At 62.1% G+C, this 23,610-nt stretch carries 17 protein-coding genes, 1 tRNA gene and 2 rRNA genes; 14 read left to right on the forward strand and 6 right to left on the reverse strand.

Translation table 11 applies throughout. From position 1 onward, the window contains the following. From rrf (ACJ8PE_RS09495) to aceK, 7 genes are all read left to right on the forward strand, one after another. Nucleotides 1-113: ribosomal RNA gene (gene rrf / locus ACJ8PE_RS09495) — 5S ribosomal RNA — on the forward strand; the annotation flags it as partial. A gap of 14 nt (nt 114-127) precedes the next feature. Then, nucleotides 128-203 (forward strand) — tRNA-Thr (locus ACJ8PE_RS09500). 45 nt (nt 204-248) lie between these two features. Beyond that, nucleotides 249-364, forward strand: a 5S ribosomal RNA gene (rrf, locus tag ACJ8PE_RS09505). 381 nt (nt 365-745) lie between these two features. Next, nucleotides 746-1,675, forward strand: coding sequence for a homoserine O-acetyltransferase MetA (metA, locus tag ACJ8PE_RS09510; protein WP_033651194.1), 930 nt, complete (start codon nt 746-748; stop codon nt 1,673-1,675). Between the two features lie 374 nt (nt 1,676-2,049). After that, nucleotides 2,050-3,648 (forward strand): malate synthase A, encoded by a 1,599-nt coding sequence (aceB, locus tag ACJ8PE_RS09515; RefSeq protein WP_197793829.1) that lies wholly within the window; start codon nt 2,050-2,052, stop codon nt 3,646-3,648. 41 nt (nt 3,649-3,689) lie between these two features. Next, a complete protein-coding gene (gene aceA, locus ACJ8PE_RS09520) occupies nt 3,690-4,997 on the forward strand; it encodes an isocitrate lyase (RefSeq protein ID WP_033639246.1) in 1,308 nt (435 codons plus the stop codon). 69 nt (nt 4,998-5,066) lie between these two features. Next, nucleotides 5,067-6,821 (forward strand): bifunctional isocitrate dehydrogenase kinase/phosphatase, encoded by a 1,755-nt coding sequence (gene aceK / locus ACJ8PE_RS09525; protein ID WP_197793828.1) that lies wholly within the window; start codon nt 5,067-5,069, stop codon nt 6,819-6,821. A gap of 1 nt (nt 6,822) precedes the next feature. On the opposite strand, the gene ACJ8PE_RS09530 is transcribed toward aceK, so the two are convergent. The 5 genes from ACJ8PE_RS09530 to iclR all read right to left on the reverse strand — a co-directional run bounded on the left by ACJ8PE_RS09530 (nt 6,823) and on the right by iclR (nt 12,388). After that, the gene (locus ACJ8PE_RS09530; protein ID WP_025304481.1) at nt 6,823-7,464 is read right to left on the reverse strand and encodes a bifunctional 4-hydroxy-2-oxoglutarate aldolase/2-dehydro-3-deoxy-phosphogluconate aldolase; all 642 of its coding nucleotides are present in this window, start codon (nt 7,462-7,464) and stop codon (nt 6,823-6,825) included. Nucleotides 7,465-7,518: 54 nt separating this feature from the next. Continuing rightward, entirely contained in the window at nt 7,519-9,333 is a 1,815-nt protein-coding gene (gene edd, locus ACJ8PE_RS09535) for a phosphogluconate dehydratase (protein WP_033644379.1), read from the reverse strand. 98 nt (nt 9,334-9,431) lie between these two features. Further along, complete coding sequence (gene gntU, locus ACJ8PE_RS09540) at nt 9,432-10,769, reverse strand: gluconate transporter (protein WP_122016779.1); 1,338 nt, start codon at nt 10,767-10,769, stop codon at nt 9,432-9,434. Further along, the gene (gntK, locus tag ACJ8PE_RS09545; RefSeq protein WP_033636235.1) at nt 10,766-11,305 is read right to left on the reverse strand and encodes a gluconokinase; all 540 of its coding nucleotides are present in this window, start codon (nt 11,303-11,305) and stop codon (nt 10,766-10,768) included. Before gntK ends, gntU begins: the two co-directional genes overlap by 4 nt. A 252-nt stretch (nt 11,306-11,557) precedes the next feature. Continuing rightward, a complete protein-coding gene (gene iclR, locus ACJ8PE_RS09550; RefSeq protein WP_004936648.1) occupies nt 11,558-12,388 on the reverse strand; it encodes a glyoxylate bypass operon transcriptional repressor IclR in 831 nt (276 codons plus the stop codon). Between the two features lie 196 nt (nt 12,389-12,584). Between iclR and metH the strand changes: the two genes are divergently transcribed. Then, the gene (gene metH, locus ACJ8PE_RS09555) at nt 12,585-16,280 is read left to right on the forward strand and encodes a methionine synthase (protein WP_197793826.1); all 3,696 of its coding nucleotides are present in this window, start codon (nt 12,585-12,587) and stop codon (nt 16,278-16,280) included. A gap of 38 nt (nt 16,281-16,318) precedes the next feature. On the opposite strand, the gene ACJ8PE_RS09560 is transcribed toward metH, so the two are convergent. Beyond that, entirely contained in the window at nt 16,319-17,029 is a 711-nt protein-coding gene (locus tag ACJ8PE_RS09560; protein WP_042785476.1) for a UTRA domain-containing protein, read from the reverse strand. 193 nt (nt 17,030-17,222) lie between these two features. Here ACJ8PE_RS09560 and ACJ8PE_RS09565 point away from each other — a divergent pair, with 193 nt between their 5' ends. From ACJ8PE_RS09565 to ACJ8PE_RS09590, 6 genes are all read left to right on the forward strand, one after another. Further along, complete coding sequence (locus ACJ8PE_RS09565; protein WP_033631954.1) at nt 17,223-18,284, forward strand: ABC transporter substrate-binding protein; 1,062 nt, start codon at nt 17,223-17,225, stop codon at nt 18,282-18,284. Nucleotides 18,285-18,295: 11 nt separating this feature from the next. After that, nucleotides 18,296-19,105, forward strand: coding sequence for an alkaline phosphatase family protein (locus ACJ8PE_RS09570; RefSeq protein WP_016930299.1), 810 nt, complete (start codon nt 18,296-18,298; stop codon nt 19,103-19,105). Further along, entirely contained in the window at nt 19,102-19,947 is an 846-nt protein-coding gene (locus tag ACJ8PE_RS09575) for an ABC transporter permease (RefSeq protein WP_033651199.1), read from the forward strand. The genes ACJ8PE_RS09570 and ACJ8PE_RS09575 overlap by 4 nt, the downstream gene beginning before the upstream one ends. 17 nt (nt 19,948-19,964) lie before the next feature. Next, the gene (locus ACJ8PE_RS09580; RefSeq protein ID WP_046897177.1) at nt 19,965-20,750 is read left to right on the forward strand and encodes an ABC transporter permease; all 786 of its coding nucleotides are present in this window, start codon (nt 19,965-19,967) and stop codon (nt 20,748-20,750) included. A gap of 4 nt (nt 20,751-20,754) precedes the next feature. Next, on the forward strand, nt 20,755-21,747 hold the full coding sequence (locus ACJ8PE_RS09585; RefSeq protein ID WP_197784026.1) for an ABC transporter ATP-binding protein: 993 nt from the start codon (nt 20,755-20,757) through the stop codon (nt 21,745-21,747). Nucleotides 21,748-21,954: 207 nt separating this feature from the next. Then, a complete protein-coding gene (locus tag ACJ8PE_RS09590) occupies nt 21,955-23,604 on the forward strand; it encodes a Na/Pi cotransporter family protein (protein WP_033644385.1) in 1,650 nt (549 codons plus the stop codon). The last annotated feature ends 6 nt before the right edge of the window (nt 23,605-23,610 follow it).

Raw genomic sequence — 23,610 nt, forward strand, 5'->3', positions numbered from 1 at the left:
GGCGGCAATAGCGCGGTGGTCCCACCTGACCCCATGCCGAACTCAGAAGTGAAACGCCGTAGCGCCGATGGTAGTGTGGGGTCTCCCCATGCGAGAGTAGGACACTGCCAGGCATCAAATTAAGCGTGCTGATATGGCTCAGTTGGTAGAGCGCACCCTTGGTAAGGGTGAGGTCCCCAGTTCGACTCTGGGTATCAGCACCACTTTATTTAAAGTGGGTTTAGAAGTTCGGCAGAAAAAAGAATTTGCTTGGCGGCAATAGCGCGGTGGTCCCACCTGACCCCATGCCGAACTCAGAAGTGAAACGCCGTAGCGCCGATGGTAGTGTGGGGTCTCCCCATGCGAGAGTAGGACACTGCCAAGCATCAAATAAAACAACAAGCCTCATGCGAAAGCATGGGGCTTTTTGTTTTGTCTGTTATCTGGCGTTCTGCTCGAGCATGGGCATGCGAAAGGCCCGTCGGGAACGGGCCTTAACGCCGCTTGCGGCGGCCCCGCAGGGGAGAGTCTCAGGATGAGACGAATACTGTAGGACACTGCCAAGCATCAAATAAGCCAAGAGGCCATCCGAAAGGATGGCCTTTTTGCTTTCCGTGCCTCTCATCCTCCCTGCCAAGATCCTGACGCAGTTCGCTCAATGAAACATTTTCACCTTTCCGCTGAACGCTCGACATCGACGGAAAAAAACGCTATCTTCGGGCATCTAGAAGTCTAAACGTATAAATGGATGTGTGAGGGTTAAGCAATGCCGATTCGTGTTCCTGATGAGTTACCTGCGGTCAATTTCTTGCGCGGTGAGAATGTCTTCGTGATGACATCCTCGCGGGCAAAAACACAGGAAATCAGGCCGCTGAAAGTGCTGATCCTCAACCTGATGCCAAAGAAGATCGAAACGGAAAACCAGTTTCTGCGCCTGCTTTCCAACTCGCCGCTGCAGATTGATATCCAGTTGCTGCGCATCGACAGCCGCGAGTCGAAGAATACGCCGGCGGAGCATCTGAACAACTTCTACTGCGACTTCGAGGATATTCAGAACGAGAACTTCGATGGCCTGATCGTCACCGGCGCGCCGCTGGGGCTGGTTGATTTCTGCGACGTTGCCTACTGGCCGCAGATCGAACGGGTGATCGACTGGGCCAAGCATCACGTTACCTCCACGCTGTTCGTGTGCTGGGCGGTACAGGCGGCGTTGAATATTCTGTACGGCATTCCCAAGATGACGCGCGAAGTGAAGCTCTCCGGGGTTTATCCGCACCAAACGCTGCAGCAGCATGCGTTGCTGACGCGCGGCTTCGACGAAAGCTTTCTGGCGCCGCATTCACGCTATGCCGATTTCCCGACCGAGGTGATTCGCCAATATACCGACCTGGACATCCTGGCCGAATCCGAGCAGGCCGGCGCCTACCTGTTCGCCAGCAGGGATAAGCGTCTGGCGTTCGTCACCGGCCATCCGGAATACGATACAATGACGCTGGCGGGAGAGTATTGTCGCGACAACGAAGCTGGCCTCGATCCTGCCGTACCGCTCAACTACTTCCCCGATGACAACCCCGCACTGACACCGAAAGCCACCTGGCGCAGCCATGGCCACTTGCTGTTTTCCAATTGGCTCAACTATTACGTCTACCAGATCACGCCTTACGATCTGCGCCATATGAATCCGACTCTCGACTGATCTTTTCTGCCTGCCGGCGGCTGAATCGAGGCCGCCGCACTGCTCATCCTCTGCACGCTCCTCTTTTTACCCGTCAATTCTCCCAAAAAACCATTGCCTAACAACGCGTTAGTCCGTCTTTGCAATTCTATTGGAACCGATTTCCTTACCTGTTGACCGTGTTATTTATCCTAACTAATTGATAATAAAGTGTTAATAAAATATTTAATAATAAAATGGAAATGGTTTTTGATTTTTATTTTTTGTTGGGTATTCTTAACGCTATCGGGATGAGATCTGACCAGTTTAGGATCGTTTCATCCGCCCTGATCCACAGTGATTTCTGATGAAAATGCGCCGGTCGCGCGGGCGCAACGATGGGAAGGAGCAAGGTCATGACGCAACAGATAGCAGGCACGGAGTTAAGGTTTACACAGGGTTTCGCCGCTGCGGAGCGCCAGGTGTTAACGGATGAAGCGGTTGAATTTCTGGCGGAACTGGTGGGGAAATTCACGCCGCGTCGCAATGAGCTGTTGGCGGCGCGTGCCCGCTGGCAACAAAATATCGATCGCGGCGAATTGCCTGGGTTTATTTCGGAAACCAATTCCATTCGTGAAGGCAATTGGCAGATCCGCGGCATTCCGCAAGACCTGCGCGATCGCCGGGTAGAGATCACCGGGCCGGTCGAGCGCAAGATGGTGATCAATGCGCTAAACGCCAACGTAAAAGTGTTTATGGCGGACTTCGAAGACTCGCTGGCGCCAAGCTGGGACAAAGTCATCGACGGTCAAATCAACCTGCACGATGCGGTTAACGGCACCATCTCCTACACCAATGAAGCTGGCAAGATCTACCAGCTGAAACCGAATCCGGCGGTGTTGATCGCTCGCGTGCGCGGCTTGCACCTGCCGGAGAAGCACGTACTGTGGCGTGATGAAGCCATCCCCGGCGGCCTGTTCGATTTCGCGCTGTACTTCTACCACAACTATCGCCAGCTGTTGGCCAAGGGCAGCGGCCCGTATTTCTACCTGCCGAAAACCCAGTCCTGGGAGGAAGCGGCCTGGTGGAGCGATGTCTTCAGCTTTACCGAGGATCGTTTCGATCTGCCGCGCGGCACCATCAAGGCGACCGTGCTGATCGAAACTCTGCCGGCGGTGTTCCAGATGGACGAGATCCTGTATCACCTGCGCGATCACATCGTCGGTCTGAACTGCGGCCGCTGGGATTACATCTTCAGCTACATCAAAACGCTGAAGAACCACGGCGATCGCGTGCTGCCGGATCGTCAGTCGGTGACCATGGAAAAACCTTTCCTCAGCGCCTATTCGCGCCTGTTGATCAAAACCTGTCATAAGCGCGGCGCGTTCGCCATGGGCGGCATGGCGGCGTTTATCCCGAGCAAAGACGCCGAGAAAAATGCCTGGGTGCTGAACAAGGTGCGGGCGGACAAAGAGCTGGAAGCCAACAATGGCCACGACGGCACCTGGGTGGCGCACCCGGGCTTGGCGGACACGGTGATGGAGGTGTTCGGCAACGCATTGGGCGATCGCCAGAACCAGCTGGACGTGCTGCGTGAGCAGGATGCGCCGATCAGCGCCGCGCAACTGCTGGAGCCGTGCGACGGCGAACGCACCGAAGCGGGGATGCGCGCCAATATCCGCGTGGCGGTGCAGTACATCGAAGCCTGGATCTCCGGCAACGGCTGCGTGCCGATTTACGGTTTGATGGAAGATGCGGCGACGGCGGAGATCTCCCGTACGTCTATCTGGCAGTGGATCCACCACGAGAAGAGCCTGAACGACGGGCGCCCGGTCACCAAGACGCTGTTCCGCCAGATGTTGCAAGAAGAGATGTTGGTGGTGCGTGAAGAAGTAGGGGAAGCGCGCTTTAACGCCGGCCGGTTCGAAGAGGCGGCGCGCCTGATGGAGCGCATCACCACGCAAGATGAATTAATCGATTTCCTGACGTTGCCCGGCTATGAGCTGCTGGCCTGAACTTTCCCAATCAACCCTACATGACTGAAAGGATAAAAATTATGTCTACCTCTCGCTCTCAACAGATCCAGCAGCTGGAACAGGAATGGAAATCGGCCCGTTGGGAAGGCATCACTCGCCCTTACAGCGCCGAAGACGTGATCAATCTGCGCGGTTCGGTCAACCCGGAATGCACCCTGGCGCAAAACGGCGCCGCCAAACTGTGGGCGTTGCTGAATGGCAAGGCGCGCAAAGGCTACGTGAACTGCCTGGGCGCGCTGACCGGCGGCCAGGCGCTGCAGCAGGCCAAAGCCGGCGTCGAGGCCATCTACTTGTCCGGTTGGCAGGTGGCGGCCGACGCCAACAGCGCAGCGGCCATGTACCCTGACCAATCGCTGTATCCGGTGGACTCGGTGCCGAAGGTGGTCGAGCGAATCAACAACACCTTCCGCCGTGCCGATCAGATCCAATGGGCGAACCAGATTGAGCCGGGCAGCAAAGGGTACACCGATTATTTCCTGCCGATTGTCGCCGATGCGGAAGCCGGCTTCGGCGGCGTATTGAACGCCTTTGAGCTGATGAAAGCGATGATTACCGCCGGGGCCGCCGGGGTGCACTTCGAAGATCAGCTGGCGGCGGTGAAGAAATGCGGCCATATGGGCGGCAAAGTGCTGGTGCCGACGCAAGAAGCGATCCAGAAACTGGTCGCCGCGCGCCTGGCGGCCGACGTGCTCGGCGTGCCGACGCTGGTGATCGCCCGTACCGACGCCGATGCGGCCGACCTGCTGACCTCTGACTGCGATCCGTATGACAGCGCCTTCGTCACCGGCGAGCGTACGGCGGAAGGCTTCTTCCGTACCCATGCCGGCGTCGAGCAGGCGATCAGCCGCGGTCTGGCTTATGCCCCTTACGCCGATATGGTGTGGTGCGAAACCTCAACGCCGGATCTGGATGCCGCCCAGCGCTTCGCCGACGCCATCCACGCCAAATACCCTGGCAAGCTGCTGGCCTACAACTGCTCGCCGTCGTTCAACTGGAAGAAGAACCTCGACGACCAGACCATCGCCCGTTTCCAGCAGGCGCTGTCGGACATGGGCTACAAGTATCAGTTCATCACGCTGGCGGGCATCCACAGCATGTGGTTCAACATGTTCGACCTGGCGCACGCCTATGCGCAGGGCGAAGGGATGAAACACTACGTCGAGAAGGTGCAGCAGGCGGAGTTCGCCGCGGTGGAGCGCGGTTACACCTTCGCGTCGCACCAGCAAGAGGTGGGCACCGGTTACTTCGACAAGGTCACCACCATCATTCAGGGCGGCGCCTCTTCGGTCACTGCGCTGACCGGTTCGACGGAAGAACAGCAGTTCTGATGCGGCAAGCTTGAAGACGTTTCACCCGGAGCCTGCATGCGCAGGCTTCTTTTTCTGGCGGGGGTAAGGATGGCGGCAAAACTGGAGTTGTTGATCGCACAGACGATCCTGCAGGGCTTCGATGCGCAGTACGGCCGCTTTCTGGAAGTGACCGCCGGCGCGCAGCAGCGCTTTGAGCAGGCGGATTGGCCGGCGGTGCAGCAGGCGATGAAAAAGCGCATCCATCTGTACGACCATCACGTCGGCCTGGTGGTGGAGCAGCTTAAATGCATCACCGGGCAGAAATATTTCGACGCTGACTTCCCCAGCCGGGTCAAAGCGGTCTATATCGACCTGCTGCCGGACTACCCGCGTTTTGAGATCGCCGAAAGCTTCTTCAACTCGGTCTATTGCCGGTTGTTCAAGCATCGCGATCTGACGCCGGACAAGCTGTTCGTCTTCAGTTCGCAGCCAGAAAGGCGCTTTCGCGACATTCCGCGTCCGCTGGCGCGCGATTTTACCCCCAATGGCGATCTGCCGGCGATGCTGCGCAGCATCTTGAGCGATCTGCCGCTGCGGTTGCCGTGGGAGGATCTGACACGCGATATTCGCTACATCACTCAGGCGCTGCAACGCGCCTTCAGCCCACAGCAACTGACGGGGGCGACCTTCCAGATCGCCAACGAGCTGTTCTATCGCAACAAGGCCGCCTGGCTGGTCGGCAAGTTGCGCCTGGCCGACGGCGTTTACCCGTTCCTGTTGCCGATCCACCACAGCGAATCGGGCGCGCTGTTTATCGACGCCTGCCTAACCGGCAGGGCCGAGGCCAGCATCGTCTTCGGTTTTGCCCGCTCTTATTTCATGGTCTACGCACCGCTGCCGGCGGCGATGGTGGAGTGGCTGCGCGAGATCCTGCCGGGCAAGACCACCGCCGAGCTGTACATGGCGATCGGCTGCCAAAAACACGGCAAAACCGAATGCTATCGCGAATACCTGACCTTTATGGCGCACTCACAGGAACAGTTCATCATCGCGCCGGGCGTGAAAGGCATGGTGATGCTGGTGTTCACCCTGCCGTCCTTCGATCGGGTGTTTAAAGTGATCAAGGATGAGTTCGCCCCGCAGAAAGAGGTGACGCAGGCGCAGGTGATGGCTTGCTATCAGCTGGTGAAAGAGCACGATCGCGTCGGGCGCATGGCGGATACCCAGGAGTACGAAAATTTCGTCGTCGACAAGGCGCGTCTCAGCCCTGAGCTGTTGGCGGAGCTGCGGCGTGAAGTGCCGGGCAAGCTGGAAGATCTCGGCGATCGCATCGTGATCAAACATCTGTATATGGAACGGCGCATGACGCCGCTGAACCTGTATCTGGAGCAGGCCAACGACCAGCAAATGCGCGATGCGATTGAAGAGTACGGCAATGCGATCAAGCAGTTGGCCGCCGCCAATATTTTCCCCGGCGATATGCTGTTCAAGAACTTCGGCGTGACGCGCCACGGGCGTGTGGTGTTCTACGACTACGACGAGATTTGCTACATGACCGAGGTCAACTTCCGCGACATTCCGCCGCCGCGTTATCCGGAGGACGAGCTGGCCAGCGAGCCGTGGTACAGCATCGCGCCCAACGATGTGTTCCCGGAAGAGTTCCGCCACTTCCTGTGCGGCGATCGGCGCATTCGGCAGGTGTTTGAAGAGTTGCACAGCGATCTGTTTACCGCGGAGTATTGGCGCGGGTTGCAGCAGCGCATCCGCGAGGGGCATGTGGAAGACGTGTTCGCTTATCGCAAGAAGCAGCGGTTCAGCCAGCGCTGCGGGGCGGCGCTGCCGGCCGCCACCGCTGCGATGTAAATCAGGCCTGAGCGCCCGCGACGGCGGCGCGCGCCAGTTCGGTAATGCGCGCGTAGTCGCCGCTTTCGAGCGCGTCCGCCGGCACCAGCCAGGAGCCGCCGATGCACAGCACGCTTTTCAGCGCCAGATAGCTGCGGTAATTGTCCGGTGAGATGCCGCCGGTCGGGCAGAAGCGCACCTGCGGGAACGGGCCGCCGATCGCCTGCAGCGCTTTTACGCCGCCGTTGGCTTCCGCCGGGAAGAATTTAAACTCGCGCAGGCCGTAATCCATGCCCTGCATCAGCTCGGAAACGGTGCTGATGCCCGGTATAAGGGGAATGGAACCGGCGGTGGCGGCTTTGAGCAGCTCGTCGGTCAACCCCGGGCTGATGGCGAATTGAGCGCCGGCCTCGGTCACTTCCCGCAGCTGCTGCGGATTGATCACCGTACCGGCGCCGATGATCGCTTCCGGCACCTCTTGGGCGATGGCGCGAATGGCGTCCATGGCGCAGGCGGTGCGCAGCGTCACCTCCAGCACCCGCACGCCGCCGGCGACCAGCGCTTTCGCCAGCGGCACCGCATGTTCCAGCTTGTTGATCACGATGACCGGCACTACCGGCCCCGCCGTCAGGATCTGCTCGGCGCTTGTTGTCCACTTGTTCATGCTGACGTTCTCCTCTGTGGCCGCCGCCAGGCGGCGATGCGGCCAGGCTATCGATTAAAATTTGATGCAGCAGGCGCCCTGCTCGGCGCCTGACAGCTGGCTGCGCAGCGCGCCGAACAGCTCGCGGCCGCAGCCGATGTGTTCGGCGCTCAGATCGGGTTGGCAAGGCGTGCGCCGCGCCAACTCGTCGGCGTCGACCAGCACCTGCAGCTCGCCGCTGCGGCCGTTGACGCGGATCGGATCGCCGTCGCGCACTTTCGCCAGCAGGCCGCCGGTATAGGCTTCCGGGGTGACGTGAATGGCGGAAGGCACCTTGCCGGAGGCGCCGGACAGGCGGCCGTCGGTAACCAGCGCCACTTTGAAGCCGCGATCCATCAACACGCCCAGCGGCGGCATCAGCTTGTGCAGCTCCGGCATGCCGTTGGCCTGCGGCCCCTGGAAGCGCACCACCACCACGCAATCGCGATCCAGCTTGCCGGCTTCGAACGCCGGCACAATATCGTGCTGGCTGTCGAACACCACCGCAGGCGCTTCGATGATCTGGTTATCGGCGGGCACCGCCGAGGTTTTCATCACTGCGCGGCCCAGATTGCCGGCCATCACTTTGGTGCCGCCATGATGTTCGAACGGCTGGGCCACGCTGGCGATCACGCTGGCGTCGAGCGAGCCGGCCACGCCTTCGCGCCATATCAATTGGCCGTTGTCCAGCCACGGTTCCTGGGTGTAGCGGCGCAGGCCGAAACCGGCCACGGTGTGCACGTCTTCGTGCAGCAGGCCGTGTTGCAGCAGTTCGCGCACCACCAGCGGCACGCCGCCGGCGGCCTGGAATTGGTTGATGTCGGCCGGGCCGTTCGGGTAGATGCGGCACAGCAGCGGCACCGCCTCCGACAGCTCCGAGAAATCGTCCCAGGTGATGATGATGCCCGCCGCCCGCGCCATCGCCACCAGATGCATGGTCAGGTTGGTGGAGCCGCCGGTGGCCAGCAGCGAGACGATGCCGTTCACCACCACTTTCTCGTCCACCAGGCGGCCGATCGGCAGGTAGTTGCCGGCGGTATCGGTCAGTCGGGTCACCTGGCGCGCGGCGGCATCGTTCAGCGCGTCGCGCAGCGGCGTGTCCGGATGGACGAAGGAGGCGCCCGGCAGATGCAGACCCATCACCTCCATCACCATCTGGTTGGTGTTGGCGGTGCCGTAGAAGGTGCAGGTGCCGATGCCGTGATAAGAGGCCGCCTCGGCCTCCAGCAGCGCCAAGCGGTCGGCCTTGCCCTCGGCGTACAGCTGGCGCACGCGCACTTTTTCCTTGTTCGGCAGGCCGCTGCTCATCGGGCCGGCCGGCACGAACAGCGCGGGCAGGTGGCCGAAGGAGAGGGCGGCCATCACCAGCCCCGGCACGATCTTGTCGCAGATGCCGAGGAACAGCGCGCCGTCGAACATATTGTGCGACAGGCCGACGGCGGCCGACATGGCGATCACGTCGCGGCTCATCAGCGACAGTTCCATGCCGTCCTGCCCCTGCGTCACCCCGTCGCACATCGCCGGCACGCCGCCGGCCACCTGGCCCACGGCGCCCACCGCCTTCAGCGCCTGCTTCAGCCGCTGCGGGTAGTGTTCGTACGGCTGGTGGGCCGACAGCATGTCATTGTAAGCGGTGATGATGGCGATATCGCTGCGCACCATGTTTTTCAGCGACGCCTTGTCATCGGGCTGACAGGCGGCGAAGCCGTGGGCCAGGTTGCCGCAGGCGAGCTGCGCGCGGTGGACGGTTTGGGAGCGGGCCGCCTCGATACGCGCCAGATAGGCGGCGCGGCTGGCCTGGGAACGGTCGATGATGCGCTGTGTGACACGGGACAAGGTTGGATTAATCATGCCTTCCTCACATTGCTGTTGTTATAGTCGCTGCCTGTGGCGGTGCCCCCGGGGGTGATTTGCAGCCCTGGTGTGCAAGGCCGGGGGCGATTTAGGATTTAAAACATCGTGAATGCAATCATGCCGATGGTGCCGCCGACGCTGCCCAGAATGGTTTCCATCACCGTCCAGGTTTTCAGCGTTTGCAGTTCGTTGGCGCCGGTGAATTTGCCGAACAGCCAGAAGCCGGCGTCGTTGACGTGGCTCAGCACGATGGAGCCGCCGGCGATGCAGATGGCCAGCGCGGCCAGTTGCCCGCCGTTCAATCCGAGCTGGCTGGTGACCGGCAGCACCAGGCCGACGGTGGTCAGGCAGGCGACGGTGGCCGAGCCCTGAATCACTCGCACCATGGCGGAGAGCGCAAAGGCGGCCACGGCGATCGGCAGGCCGGCGCCGATCATGGCGTCACCTAGCGCCGGCCCTACGCCGGAATCCACCAGGATCTGCTTGAACACCCCGCCGGCGCCGGTCATCAGCAGGATGATCCCGGCCGGTTGCACCGCAGCGGAGCAGATGGCCAGCGTCTGTTCGTTGCTCATGCCGCGCGGCTTCGCCAGACCGTAAATCACGATCAGGCAGGCCAGCAGGATGGCGGTGAACGGGTGGCCGATAAACTCCAGCCACTGCTGCAGCTGCGAGCCGGGGGTGACCAGCCGCGCGCCGATGGTTTTCATGCCGACCAGCACCAGTGGGCACAGCACCAGCGCCAGGCTGAAGCCGAACGACGGCAGATTGCCCTTGGTCAGCGTCGGTTCATTCTCTTCCGGCGGCATCGGCCAGTTGACGAAACGGCTGATAAAGCTGCCGTACAGCGGGCCGGCGATCAGCATGCCGATCACCGCCGCCACCAGGCCGATGGCGATCATCCAGCCGAAATCGGCCTTCATCTGCGACGCCAGTAGCATCGGCACCGGCCCCGGCAGCAGGAAGGAGGCGGCGGCGGCCACACCGGCGAACAGCGGGATCGCCAGCTTGACGATATTGCCGTCGGTGCGGCGCGCCACGGCGAACACGATGCCGATCAGCAGCACCACCGCCACGTCGAAGAACAGCGGCAGCGCGCAGATCAGCCCGGCGATGCCGAGCGCGTAGTGCGCCTTGCTTTGTCCGAATCGTTTCAGCAATTGCGCCGCAATTTGATCGAGCGCGCCGACCTCATGCAGGATCTTGCCGAACATCGCCCCGAGCGCCACCACGATCGCCAGGAAGCCCAGCGTGTCGCCCATGCCTTTTTGCATGGTGTCGGCGATGTGTTCCAGCGGCATGCCGGAGAAAATGCCGGCGGCGATGGACACCAGCATCAGCGCGACGAAGGCGTGCATGCGCGCTTTCATCACCAGGAATAACAGCAGTAAAACCGAGCCGACTGCGGTACCGACCAGCGTTACGGTACTCACGCGCACACGTCCTGCGGCAGGAAGCTCTGGATATGGCGCACGGTATCGGCGATCACCGCGTCCAGCGGCTGGTTGATGTCGATCGCCATCACGTCGCTTTCGTCGGCGCCCGGTTGCTCCAGCGCGGCGAACTGGGTGACCAGCATCTGCGGCTTGAAGAAGTGGCCGTTGCGCGCCGCCAGGCGCGATTCGATCACCGGGAACTCGCCGTGCAGATAGATGAATGACAGGTTGCCGTTGCCGGCGCGCAGGCGGTCGCGATACTGCTTTTTCAACGCCGAACAGACGATGATCGACACGTTGTTGGTGCGCTGCATGGCGAAGGCGGCGTCGTTGAGCGCGGCCAGCCACGGGGCGCGATCGTCATCGTTCAACGCTTCCCCGGCGGCCATCTTCAGGATGTTGCTGCGCGGGTGCAGGAAGTCGCCGTCGAGGAAGCCGGCAGAGAGTTGGCGGGCCGCGGCGGCGGCGACGGCGGACTTGCCGCTGCCGGAAACGCCCATAACGACGTAAATGCGATTTTGATTGTTGGTCATGGCTTGGCTCCAAAACACCGGGTGACGTTACCTTCGTTCAGTTTGATTGTTACCGGTAACATGTTATCGGTAACATTGTCGAAGGAAGTTTGAGCGGTTGCAATGGGCTTTCGCCGTGAGGATCGCTAACTGTGATCGGCTTCAAGCTTTTTTCCTGTGCGCTAAACAGGATGCCGACAGCCTGTTACATGCTGACAACAGAGCATGGCAGGGGAGCAGGGGCGCACTGGGGCGCCCCTCGGATGGGCAGGATTAGCGCACGCCGCCGTAGGCCAGGCTGATCTCTTTCGCCGCGTGGATCACCAGCGCGCCCAGCTCGATCACGCGATCGTCGGTGATGCGCGACACCGGGCCGGAGATGGAAATGGCGGCGAAGGCTTCGCGGTGCTCGTCGAAGATGCAGGCCGCCACGCAGCGCAGGCCGAGCGCGTGCTCTTCGTCGTCAAAGGAGAAGCCCTGTTTGCGGATCTGCGCCAGCCCCTCTTTCAGGTTGTGCGGCGTCAGGGTATGCGGCGTGTAGGTGTGCATGCCTTTCTTGTGCAGCAGTTTGGTCACCTGATCGTCCGGCAGGGTGGCGAGGAACGCTTTGCCGGCACCGGAGGCGTGCATCGGCAGTTTGCCGCCGATCGGCGCCGACATGCGCATCAGCGCCGTGCACTGCACCTGATCGATGATGATCGCCTGGTACTCGCTGGTATCCAGCACCGCCAGGTTGACGGTTTCGCCGGACTCCTCCATCAGGCGGCGCAGCGTCGGATGCACCATCGCCAGCAGGTTGCGGCTTTGCAGGAAGCTGCTGCCGACCACAAAGGCGTGCGAGCCGATGGTCCACAGGCCGAGATCGCCGACCTGGCGCACGAATCCCTGCTGCTGCATGGTGGTGAGCAGGCGGTGAGTGGTGGAGTTCGGCAGGCCGGCCTGCTGGGCCAGATCGGTCAGCGCCACGTTGCCCTGGGCTTCCGAAATGTATTCCAACAGTTTCAGGCCACGGGTCAACGATTGTACCTGACCGGTCGCCGCACTGGCGGCGGGGGCTGCTGCGCGGGGCTTCTTGCCGCGCTTGGCGGGAGCAGGAGTGGCCATGGATGAGATTCCTTTTTCCGTATGATGGAATTCATTTTCGTTTTTTGTCGATGAATTGCAAGTCGCCGTCAGCTCATCGGAGGTGTTGGCGCACAACCTGAAAAACTCTCAATTGTCGCCTGGCCCTTTGTCCTTACAAGCTGTGCTAGGATGACTCGTTGGTTTTTGCGGCAGTTGAGCAATGGGCTGGATGGCAATGGAAGGGGTTACAGTGACGAATCGAGTAGAACAACTGCGCCGCCAGTTAGCGCAGCGCATTTTGGTGTTGGACGGCGGCATGGGCACCATGATCCAGAGCTACCGTCTGGATGAGCGCGATTTCCGCGGTGAGCGTTTCGCCGACTGGCGCAGCGATCTGAAAGGCAATAACGATCTGCTGGTGCTGACCAAGCCGGAAGTGATCACCGCCATTCATTACGCCTATCTCGAGGCGGGCGCCGATATCCTTGAGACCAATACCTTCAACTCCACCTCCATCGCCATGGCCGACTACCATATGGAGTCGCTGTCCGCCGAGATTAACTATCAGGCCGCCTGCCTGGCGCGCGCCTGCGCCGACGAATGGACGGCGCGCACGCCGGAAAAACCGCGCTATGTCGCCGGGGTGTTGGGGCCGACCAACCGCACCGCGTCCATCTCGCCGAACGTCAACGATCCGGCGTTCCGCAACATCTCGTTCGATGAACTGGTGGCGGCTTACCGCGAATCGACCCGCGCGCTGGTGGAAGGCGGCGTCGATCTGATCATGATCGAGACCATCTTCGACACCCTCAACGCCAAGGCCGCCGCTTTTGCGGTGGAAACCGAATTCGAAGCGCTGGGGGTGGAACTGCCGATCATGATTTCCGGCACCATCACCGACGCCTCCGGCCGCACCCTGTCCGGCCAGACCACCGAAGCGTTTTACAATTCGCTGCGCCACGTCAAGCCGCTGACCTTCGGCCTGAACTGCGCCCTGGGGCCGGATGAGCTGCGTCAGTACGTCGCCGAGCTGGCGCGCATCTCGGAGACCTACGTCACCGCGCACCCGAACGCCGGTTTGCCGAACGCCTTCGGCGAGTACGATCTGGATGCGGCCGAGATGGCGCGCCAGGTCGGGGAGTGGGCGCAGGCCGGCTTCCTCAATATTATCGGCGGCTGCTGCGGCACCACGCCGGAACATATCGCCGCGATGGCCAAGGCGGTCGAGGGCGTGCCGCCGCGCCGGCTGCCGGATATCCCGGTCGCCTGCCGCCTGGCCGGTCTGGAACCGTTGACCATCGACGCCAGCACCCTGTTCGTTAACGTCGGCGAGCGCACCAACGTCACCGGTTCGGCACGTTTCAAACGCCTGATCAAAGAAGAGAAATACAACGAGGCGCTCGACGTGGCGCGCCAGCAGGTGGAGAGCGGCGCGCAGATCATCGATATCAACATGGACGAGGGGATGCTCGACGCCGAAGCGGCGATGGTGCGTTTCCTCAACCTGATCGCCGGCGAGCCGGATATCGCCCGGGTGCCGATCATGATCGACTCCTCCAAGTGGTCCGTTATCGAGAAAGGCCTGAAGTGCATTCAGGGCAAGGGCATCGTCAACTCGATCTCGATGAAGGAGGGCGAAGAGGCCTTTATCCACCACGCCCGGCTGGTGCGCCGCTATGGCGCCGCGGTGGTGGTGATGGCGTTCGACGAAGTGGGCCAGGCGGACACCCGCGAGCGCAAGTTCGAGATCTGTCGCCGCGCCTATAAAATTTTGACCGAACGCGTCGGTTTCCCGCCGGAAGACATCATTTTCGACCCGAACATCTTCGCCGTCGCCACCGGCATCGAAGAGCACAACAACTACGCCGTCGACTTTATCGAAGCCTGCGCCGACATCAAAACTCACCTGCCGCACGCGATGATCTCCGGCGGCGTGTCCAACGTGTCGTTCTCGTTCCGCGGCAACGATCCGGTGCGTGAGGCGATCCACGCGGTGTTCCTGTATCACGCCATTCGCAACGGCATGGACATGGGCATCGTCAACGCCGGGCAGCTGGCGATTTACGACGATCTGCCTGGCGAGCTGCGCGAGGCGGTAGAGGACGTGATCCTCAACCGTCGCGAGGACGGCACCGAACGCCTGCTGGAGCTGGCGGAAAAGTACCGCGGCAGCAAAGACGGTGAAGCGGCGGTGCAGCAGGCGGAGTGGCGCGGTTGGCCGGTGGAAAAGCGGCTGGAGTATTCGCTGGTGAAGGGCATCACCGAGTTTATCGAACTGGACACCGAAGAAGCGCGGCAGCAGGCCGAACGCCCGATCGAAGTGATCGAAGGGCCGCTGATGGCGGGGATGAACGTGGTCGGCGATCTGTTCGGCGAGGGCAAGATGTTCCTGCCGCAGGTGGTGAAATCCGCCCGCGTGATGAAGCAGGCGGTGGCCTACCTGGAACCGTACATCGAGGCCAGCAAGCAGCAGGGCACCTCCGCGGGCAAAATCCTGTTGGCGACGGTGAAAGGCGACGTGCACGACATCGGCAAGAACATCGTCGGCGTGGTGCTGCAGTGCAACAACTATGAAATCGTCGATCTTGGCGTGATGGTGCCGACGGAGAAAATCCTGCGCACCGCGCGCGAGGAGAACGTCGACATCATCGGCCTGTCGGGGCTGATCACGCCGTCGCTGGACGAGATGGTCAACGTGGCCAAAGAGATGGAGCGCCAGGGCTTTACGCTGCCGCTGCTGATCGGCGGCGCCACCACCTCCAAAGCGCACACCGCGGTGAAAATCGAGCAGAACTACAGCGGCCCGACCACCTACGTGCAAAACGCCTCGCGCACCGTGGGCGTGGTGTCGGCGCTGCTGTCCGCCACCCAGCGCGACGAGTTCGTGGCGCGCACCCGCAAAGAGTATGAAACGGTGCGCATTCAACACGCGCGCAAAAAGCCGCGCACGCCGCCGGTCGATTTGCACAAGGCGCGCGCCAACGCCATGGCGCTGAACTGGGCCGACTATCAGCCGCCGGCGCCGCGGCAGCTTGGCGTGTTTCCGGTGTCGGCCGGCATCGAGACGCTGCGCCACTATATCGACTGGACGCCTTTTTTCATGACCTGGTCGCTGGCGGGCAAATACCCGCGCATCCTCGAGGATGAAGTGGTGGGGGAAGAGGCCAAGCGCCTGTTCCATGACGCCAATCAGATGCTGGATCGGTTGGCCGCCGAGCGCAGCCTCAACCCGCGCGGCGTTTACGGCCTGTTCCCGGCCAACCGCGTCGGCGACGACGTGGAGGTATACCGCGACGAACGGCGTGACGAGGTGCTGGCGGTGAGCCGCCATCTGCGGCAACAGACGGAAAAAACCGACTTCCCGAACTACTGCCTGGCGGACTTTGTGGCGCCGAAAAGCAGCGGCAAAGCCGACTACTTCGGCGCCTTCGCGGTGACCGGCGGGCTGGAGGAAGACGCGCTGGCGGCGGCGTACGACGCGCAGCACGACGATTACAACAAAATCATGGTCAAGGCGCTGGCGGATCGTTTGGCGGAGGCCTTCGCCGAATACCTGCACGAACAGGTGCGCAAGCTGCACTGGGGCTATGCCGCCGACGAGAGCCTGAGCAACGAGGAGCTGATCCGGGAAAACTATCAGGGCATCCGGCCGGCGCCGGGCTACCCGGCCTGCCCGGAGCACACCGAAAAAGCGACCATCTGGCAGCTGTTGGACGTCAACCGCCACACCGGTATGGAACTGACGGAGTCCTTCGCCATGTGGCCGGGGGCGGCGGTATCCGGCTGGTACTTCAGTCACCCCGAGAGCAAGTACTTCGCGGTGGCGCAGATCCAGCGCGATCAGGTGGAAGACTACGCGGCGCGTAAAGGGATGAGCGTGAGCGAGGTCGAGCGCTGGCTGGCGCCAAACCTCGGCTACGACGCCGACTGACTTTCCTCTTTAAGGGCGCAGCGATGCGCCCTTGTCATTTACAGCGCTTCCACATCGATGTGTAGCGCGTCGTACCGCCAATACTCCAGGTCGCAATCGATCACCCTGTCGTGCTGATCGCGATTCACCCGCGTAATGAACAGCGCCGGGCTGCCGTAGGTCACCTTCAGCATGGCGGCGGCCTGCTGCGGCAGCAGGGTGGGCAGCATGTCGAAACGCACCCGGCCGTAGTGAATGCCGTAGCGCGCGGCGTACAGCGCGGTCAGCGACTGGGTCAGATCTTCGTCCAGAATGCCGGGGAAATAGGCCGGATTGAGATAGTGCTCGCAGTACAGCACCGCGCGTCCGTCGATGTAGCGCAGCCGGCGAATGCGATAGGCCTGCGCGCCGGGAGGCAGCGCCAGGCGGCCGGCCAGCGGCGCGTCGAGCGTGACGACCGCGCTGTCGATCGCTTCGGTATGCGCGGCGCGCCCCTGCTGCTGCGCCATGGCGTGAAAATGGCTGCGCTGCAGCGGGTTGTAGATCAAACGTGGCGGCGAGATGAACCAGCCGCGCCGCACCTGGCGGTAGATGACGCCCTGCGCCTCCAACTGGCCGAGCGCCTCCTGCAAGGTAATGCGGGTGGTGGCGAATTGCTCGCTCAGGGCGCGTTCGGAGGGCAGCTTGCCGTCCACGGCGAACTCGCCGGCGGTGATGCGGGCGCTCAGCGTTTGGCAGATGGTGGCGACGGTCGTCGGTGCTTCACTCATACAGCGGGTGTCCCGTTTCAGTGCGTTTGGCCTTCCTTAAGGTAGACCAGCGTCGCGTTTTCGCCGTTGCAATGGGTGATAAAACTGTCGCTTTTTTAAGCTGACATATAATTATCACATTCGTCCGTTAGATTGGTTTGGTCCTTGCTGGACTAGTCCAGCCATCCCCACACTACCACCTGGAGCATCAGTTATGAAACGTTTGTGCGCTTCTGTGTTAACCAGTGCCATCGTGTTATCCAGCCAGATGAGCTGGGCCGCGGATACCGATCTGGCGGCGCTGGAGCAGGCCGCGAAGAAAGAAGGCGAAGTCAACAGCGTCGGCATGCCGGACAGCTGGGCCAACTGGAAAGGCACCTGGCAAGATCTGTTGAGCAAGTACGGCCTGAAGCATGTCGATACCGACATGAGCTCCGCGCAGGAGATCGCCAAATTTGATGCGGAAAAGAACAACGCCACGGCGGACATCGGTGACGTCGGCGCGGCCTTCGGCCCGGTGGCGGTGCAGAAGGGGGTAACGCAGCCGTACAAACCGTCTACCTGGGATCAGGTGCCGGAGTGGGCGAAAGACAAAGACGGCCACTGGGCGCTGGCTTACACCGGCACCATCGCCTTCATCATCAACAAGCAGCAGGTAAAAGACATCCCGCACAGCTGGGCCGATCTGCTCAAGGGCAGCTATCAGGTCACCATCGGCGACGTCGGTACCGCGTCGCAGGCGGCCAGCGGCGTGCTGGCGGCCACCTACGCCATGGGCGGCAACGAGAAAAACCTCAAGCCGGGCCTGGAATTCTTCGGCAAGCTGGCCAAGGCCGGCCGCCTGAGCCTGAGTAACCCGGTGATCGCATCGCTGGAGAAAGGGGAAGTGCAGGTTGGCGTGGTGTGGGACTTCAACGGCCTGAACTACCGCGATCAGATCGACAAAACTCGCTTTGAAGTGCTGATCCCGTCGGACGGCTCGATCACCTCCGGCTACACCACCATCATCAACAAATACGCCAAGCACCCGAACGCCGCCAAACTGGCGCGCGAATACATCTTCTCCGACGCCGGCCAGATCAACCTGGCGCGCGGCTATGCCCGCCCGATCCGCGCCGAACATCTGACGCTGCCGGACGACGTCAAGGCCAAGCTGCTGCCGGCCGAGCAGTACAAGAATGCGCACCCGATCGCCGATCCGGCGGCCTGGGAACAGAGCGCCAAAGCGCTGCCGCGCCTGTGGCAGGAAAACGTCATTATGTTTATGCAGCAGTGAGTTAACGCACCATGAAAACGATCCTCGTGCTGCTGGACGGCCTCAACTACCGGGTGGCGCACGACGCCATGGGGTATCTGCAGGCCGAATGCGCGGCGGGACGCGGGCGGTTGTACCTGCTGGAGAGCGAGTTGCCCTCGCTCTCCCGGCCGCTGTATGAATGCATCCTCACCGGCGTCACGCCGGTGGAGAGCGGTGTGGTGCACAACCACGTCTCGCGCCTTTCTCATCAACAAAGCGTGTTTCATTACGCGCGCGCCGCCGGGCTGACCACCGCCGCCGCCGCGTATCATTGGTTCAGCGAATTGTATAACCGCACGCCGTTCGACGCCGCGCGCGACCGCCACACCGACGCTCCCGAGCTGCCGATTCAGCACGGCCATTTCTATTATGACGACGGCTATCCCGACAGCCATCTGTTCGACGACGCCGAAAGCCTGCGCCAGCGTCATCAGCCGGATTTCCTGCTGATCCACCCGATGAACATCGACGACGCCGGGCACCGCTTCGGCCTCTCTTCGCCGCAGTACCGCAACGCGGCGCGCCGCGCCGACGGCTCGCTGTCGCGCTATCTGCCCGAGTGGCTGGCGGCCGGTTATCAGGTGCTGGTTACCGCCGACCACGGCATGAACGACGATCGCAGCCACGGCGGTGTGTTGCCAGAAGAGCGCCAGGTGCCGCTGTTCGTGTTCGGCGCGGGCTTCAGCCTGGACGACGCCGATCCGCAGCAAACCGAGCTGTGCGGCACGATCTGCGATCTGTTGCAGGCGCCGCACGACAAGCCGCGCTGCCGGGCGCTGCTGGCGCAGGATGCGCGATGAACAGCAAAACCAAATGGATCGCCGCACTGTGCCTGCTGCCGTTTATCGTGCTGTTCGGCGCGTTTCAGATCGCCCCGCTGGTGTGGATCGCGGTTCACAGCTTTTTCAGCGAGAGCAGCGGCTGGGGATGGGGCAACTATGTCGATATCCTCACGTCGCCGTTCTACCTGCAGGCCTTTCAGTTCTCGCTGGAGATCTCGCTGTGGTCGAGCGTCTACGGCTTGCTGATCGCATTAGTGGGCAGTTACTCACTTCGCCAGCTCGGCCAGACCCGCTTTCATGACTTCGTGATGTCGTTCACCAACATGACCAGCAACTTCGCCGGGGTGCCGCTGGCGTTCGCCTTCGTCATTCTGTTGGGGTTGAACGGCTGCCTGACGCTGCTGCTGCGCAAATACGGTTTGATGGAGAGCTTCAACCTCTATTCGAAGAGCGGCCTGATCGTGCTGTATACCTACTTCCAGATCCCGTTGGGCGTGCTGTTGCTGTATCCGGCGTTCGATGCGCTGCGCGCCGATTGGCGTGAGTCGGCGGCGCTGCTCGGCGCCGGCCCCTGGCGCTACTGGCGGCATATCGGCCTGCCGGTGTTGGCGCCGGCGCTGATGGGCACCTTCGTCATCCTGCTGGCCAACGCGCTGGGCGCCTACGCCACGGTGTACGCGCTGACCACCGGCAACTTCAACGTGATCCCGATCCGCATCTCGGCGCTGGTGGCGGGGGACATCTCCCTCGATCCGAACCTGGCCAGCGCGTTGGCGATGCTGCTGGTGGCGATGATGGCGTTTATCACGGTGATCCACCAATGGATGCTGCGCAGGAGCTACCTCAATGCGCGCTCATAATCGGATGGAGAATGCTCATGTCGCGTGTTGAACGCCTGTACCACCGCACGGTGACCGGCCTGCTGCTGTTGATTCTGCTGCTGCCGCTGGCGGCGACGCTGGTTTACGCGCTGGCCACCCAGTGGGGCGCCACCATTTTGCCGGACGGTTTTACCCTGAAGTGGCTGACGGCGCTGTGGAGCGATTCGCGCTTTTTGCTGGCGCTGTGGCACTCGCTGCTGATCTGCTTTGGCACGTTGCTGCTGTCGGTGGTGGTGATCCTGCCGGCGATGTTTGTGATCGCTTACTACTTCCCTAGGCTTGACGCGGTGATGAACGTGCTGATCCTGCTGCCGTTCGCCGTGCCGCCGGTGGTGTCGGCGGTGGGGCTGATGCAGCTGTTCGCCGCCGATCCGCTGCCGCTGCTCGGCACCCCCTGGATTTTGGTGGGCTGCTATTTCACCATCGCGCTGCCGTTTATCTACCGCGCCATCAGCAACAACATGCAGGCGATCAACCTGCGCGATCTGATGGACGCCGCGCACCTGCTCGGCGCCAGCACCTGGCAGGCGGCGCTGTGGGTGGTGCTGCCGAACCTGCGCAAGGGCGGAACGATCGCCGTGCTGCTGTCGTTTTCGTTCCTGATCGGCGAGTTCGTGTTCGCCAATCTGCTGGTGGGCAGCCAGTATGAAACGCTGCAGGTCTATCTGTTCAATATGCGCAACGGCAGCGGGCACTTTACCAGCGCGCTGGTCATCTCCTATTTCGCCGTGGTGCTGCTCGTCACCTGGCTGGCGAACCTGCTGAATAAAAACAAGGGCTAACCCGATGGCTTATCTCAACGTCACCCGCCTGAACAAACACTATGGCCAGACCCAAGTGTTTCAGGATATCGATTTCACCGCCGAAGAGGGGGAGTTCGTCACCCTGCTGGGGCCTAGCGGCTGCGGCAAATCGACGTTGCTGCGTTGTCTGGCCGGCCTGACCCCGGTCGACAGCGGGCACATTTTGCTGCAGGGCCAGGATCTGGTGCCGCTGGCGCCGCAAAAGCGCGGCATCGGCATGGTGTTTCAAAGTTATGCGCTGTTTCCCAATATGACGGTGGAAGGCAACGTGGCCTTCGGCCTGAAAATGCAGAAGCTGGCGGCCGGGCAGATCGGCCAGCGGGTGCAGGAGGCGCTGGCGCTGGTGGAGCTGAGCGATTTGGCGAAGCGCTATCCGCATCAGCTGTCGGGCGGCCAGTGTCAGCGCGTGGCGTTGGCGCGATCGCTGGTCACTCGCCCGCGTCTGCTGCTGCTCGACGAACCGCTGTCGGCGCTGGATGCGCGTATTCGCAAACACCTGCGCGAGCAGATCCGGCGCATTCAGCGCGAGCTGAACCTGACGGCGATCTTCGTCACCCACGATCAGGAAGAGGCGCTGACCCTGTCGGATCGCATCGTGCTGATGAACAAGGGGCAGATCGTGCAGAGCGGCGATGCGGAAACCCTGTATACCCAGCCGGCGGATGCCTTCGCCGCCGGGTTTATCGGCAACTACAACCTGCTGAGCGCCGAACAGGCCGGCCGCTTGACCGGGCGCAGCTATGTCGGCAAGGTGGCGATCCGCCCCGAATCGATCGGCCTGTTGCCGGCCGGACAGGGGATCGGCGGGGTGATCCTGGGTCACAGTTTGCTCGGGAATGTGGTACGGTATCGGATTCAGGTTTGCGAGGTAGAATTGCTGGTTGACGTGCTCAATCGTTCGGTGGCCGACCTGCGGCCCGACGGCGCGGAAATTGGGCTACACTTGGAACCTGTTGTATTGCGGGAAGTTGCATGACTTCGCAGCGCGGCGCCGGGGCCTTCCCGCCGCCGCATTAACCCTTCTCTTCTGCGGTCTGCCGCCCGCCCGCTGTCCTGCCAGACCCACGCCCGGCAGGCGGGACCGCGCGCTGTATCCGTCATCCTTTGGCTCGCCTCTCTGCGTCGCGTGACAAGCATCGGGTATCAGCCTCCTTTGGCCGGGCGTTAATGGAGCGTATCTTCCGTGCTGACCCTTCTTCACCTGCTTTCGTCCGTGGCGCTGTTGGTGTGGGGCACCCACATCGTGCGCACCGGGATCATGCGGGTTTACGGCGCCAATCTGCGGCGCGTGTTGAGCGACAGCGTTGAGAAAAAACCGCTGGCGTTCGTTTCCGGCATCGGCGTGACCGCGCTGGTGCAAAGCAGCAACGCCACCGCGCTGCTGGTGACCTCTTTCGTCGCGCAGGGGCTGGTGGGGCTGGCGCCTGCGCTGGTGATCATGCTGGGCGCCGACGTCGGCACCGCGCTGATGGCGCGCGTGCTGACCTTCGATCTTTCCTGGCTGTCGCCGCTGCTGATCCTGGTCGGCGTCTTCCTGTTCCTCAGCCGCAAACAGATGCGGATCGGCCAGATCGGACGCGTCCTGATCGGCCTTGGGCTGATCGTGCTGGCGCTGGAGCTGATCGTCGCCGCCGCCACGCCGATCACCCAGGCGGCCGGGGTGAAAGTGCTGTTCTCGTCGCTGACCGGCGACGTGATGCTGGATGCCCTGACCGGCGCGCTGTTCGCCATCGTCAGCTATTCCAGCCTGGCGGCGGTGCTGCTGACCGCCACCCTGACCGCATCCGGCGTGATTTCGCTGAAGGTGGCGCTCTGTCTGGTGATCGGCGCCAACCTCGGCAGCGGCCTGCTGGCGATGATCAACGCCAGCGGCCAGAACGCCGCGGGGCGGCGCGTGGCGCTCGGCAGCCTGCTGTTCAAGCTGGTGGGCTGCATACTGGTGCTGCCGTTCGTCTCCTATCTGGCGGATTTGATGGCTCAACTGCCGGGCGGCAGCGAAGAGCTGGTGATCTATTTCCACGTGTTCTACAACCTGATCCGCTGCCTGGTGATGATCCCGCTGGCCGGGCCGATGGCGACGCTGTGCGAACGGCTGATCGTCGACGAAGCGGCCGACGATCCGCGCATGCGGCCGCGCCATCTGGACGCCAGCGCGCTGGACACGCCGACGCTGGCGTTGGCCAACGCGGCGCGCGAAACGCTGCGCATGGGCGACGTGGTGGAACACATGATGATCCTGCAACGTGAGGTGCTGCACGGTAAGCAGGGGGTCGATAAAGAGGTGCGGCGCCTCGACGATGACGTCGATGTGCTGTACACCGCCATCAAGCTGTATCTGGCGCAGATCCAGAAGGAAGATCTGGGCGAGGAAGATTCGCGCCGCTGGGCGGAGATCATCGAAATGGCGCTCAACCTGGAACAGGCGGGCGACATCATCGAGCGCATGGCCGGCGACGTGGGCGCCAAGTCGCACGCCGCGCGCCGTGCCTTCTCGGCGGAAGGGTTGGCGGAGCTGGACGGGCTGCATGAACGGCTGATCGGCAATCTGCGCCTGGGGCTGTCGGTGTTCCTGTCCGGCGACGTCACCAGCGCCAAGCGCCTGCGCCGTTCCAAGCACCGCTTCCGCATTTTGGATCGCCGCTACGCGCACGCGCACGTCGATCGTTTGCACCAGCAAAACGTGCAGAGCATCGAGACCAGTTCGTTGCATTTGGGATTGTTGGGGGACATGAAGCGCCTGAACTCGCTGTTCTGCGCCGTGGCTTACAACGTGTTGGATCAGGATGCCAAGGACGACGATCGCGACTGGGAAGACACCCCGAGCACGCTGTAAAAAAAA

Origin of the sequence: Serratia sp. CY74737, assembly GCF_052166775.1 — a bacterium.
GTDB lineage: Bacteria > Pseudomonadota > Gammaproteobacteria > Enterobacterales > Enterobacteriaceae > Serratia > Serratia ureilytica.

What these genes read in the sequence shown, in the direction of transcription:
- metA (WP_033651194.1), top strand. Translation starts at nt 746, where the DNA reads ATGCCGATTCGTGTTCCTGATGAGTTACCTGCGGTCAATTTCTTGCGC.
- aceB (WP_197793829.1), top strand. Translation starts at nt 2,050, where the DNA reads ATGACGCAACAGATAGCAGGCACGGAGTTAAGGTTTACACAGGGTTTC.
- aceA (WP_033639246.1), top strand. Translation starts at nt 3,690, where the DNA reads ATGTCTACCTCTCGCTCTCAACAGATCCAGCAGCTGGAACAGGAATGG.
- aceK (WP_197793828.1), top strand. Translation starts at nt 5,067, where the DNA reads ATGGCGGCAAAACTGGAGTTGTTGATCGCACAGACGATCCTGCAGGGC.
- ACJ8PE_RS09530 (WP_025304481.1), bottom strand. Translation starts at nt 7,464, where the DNA reads ATGAACAAGTGGACAACAAGCGCCGAGCAGATCCTGACGGCGGGGCCG.
- edd (WP_033644379.1), bottom strand. Translation starts at nt 9,333, where the DNA reads ATGATTAATCCAACCTTGTCCCGTGTCACACAGCGCATCATCGACCGT.
- gntK (WP_033636235.1), bottom strand. Translation starts at nt 11,305, where the DNA reads ATGACCAACAATCAAAATCGCATTTACGTCGTTATGGGCGTTTCCGGC.
- iclR (WP_004936648.1), bottom strand. Translation starts at nt 12,388, where the DNA reads ATGGCCACTCCTGCTCCCGCCAAGCGCGGCAAGAAGCCCCGCGCAGCA.
- metH (WP_197793826.1), top strand. Translation starts at nt 12,585, where the DNA reads ATGGAAGGGGTTACAGTGACGAATCGAGTAGAACAACTGCGCCGCCAG.
- ACJ8PE_RS09560 (WP_042785476.1), bottom strand. Translation starts at nt 17,029, where the DNA reads ATGAGTGAAGCACCGACGACCGTCGCCACCATCTGCCAAACGCTGAGC.
- ACJ8PE_RS09565 (WP_033631954.1), top strand. Translation starts at nt 17,223, where the DNA reads ATGAAACGTTTGTGCGCTTCTGTGTTAACCAGTGCCATCGTGTTATCC.
- ACJ8PE_RS09570 (WP_016930299.1), top strand. Translation starts at nt 18,296, where the DNA reads ATGAAAACGATCCTCGTGCTGCTGGACGGCCTCAACTACCGGGTGGCG.
- ACJ8PE_RS09575 (WP_033651199.1), top strand. Translation starts at nt 19,102, where the DNA reads ATGAACAGCAAAACCAAATGGATCGCCGCACTGTGCCTGCTGCCGTTT.
- ACJ8PE_RS09580 (WP_046897177.1), top strand. Translation starts at nt 19,965, where the DNA reads ATGTCGCGTGTTGAACGCCTGTACCACCGCACGGTGACCGGCCTGCTG.
- ACJ8PE_RS09585 (WP_197784026.1), top strand. Translation starts at nt 20,755, where the DNA reads ATGGCTTATCTCAACGTCACCCGCCTGAACAAACACTATGGCCAGACC.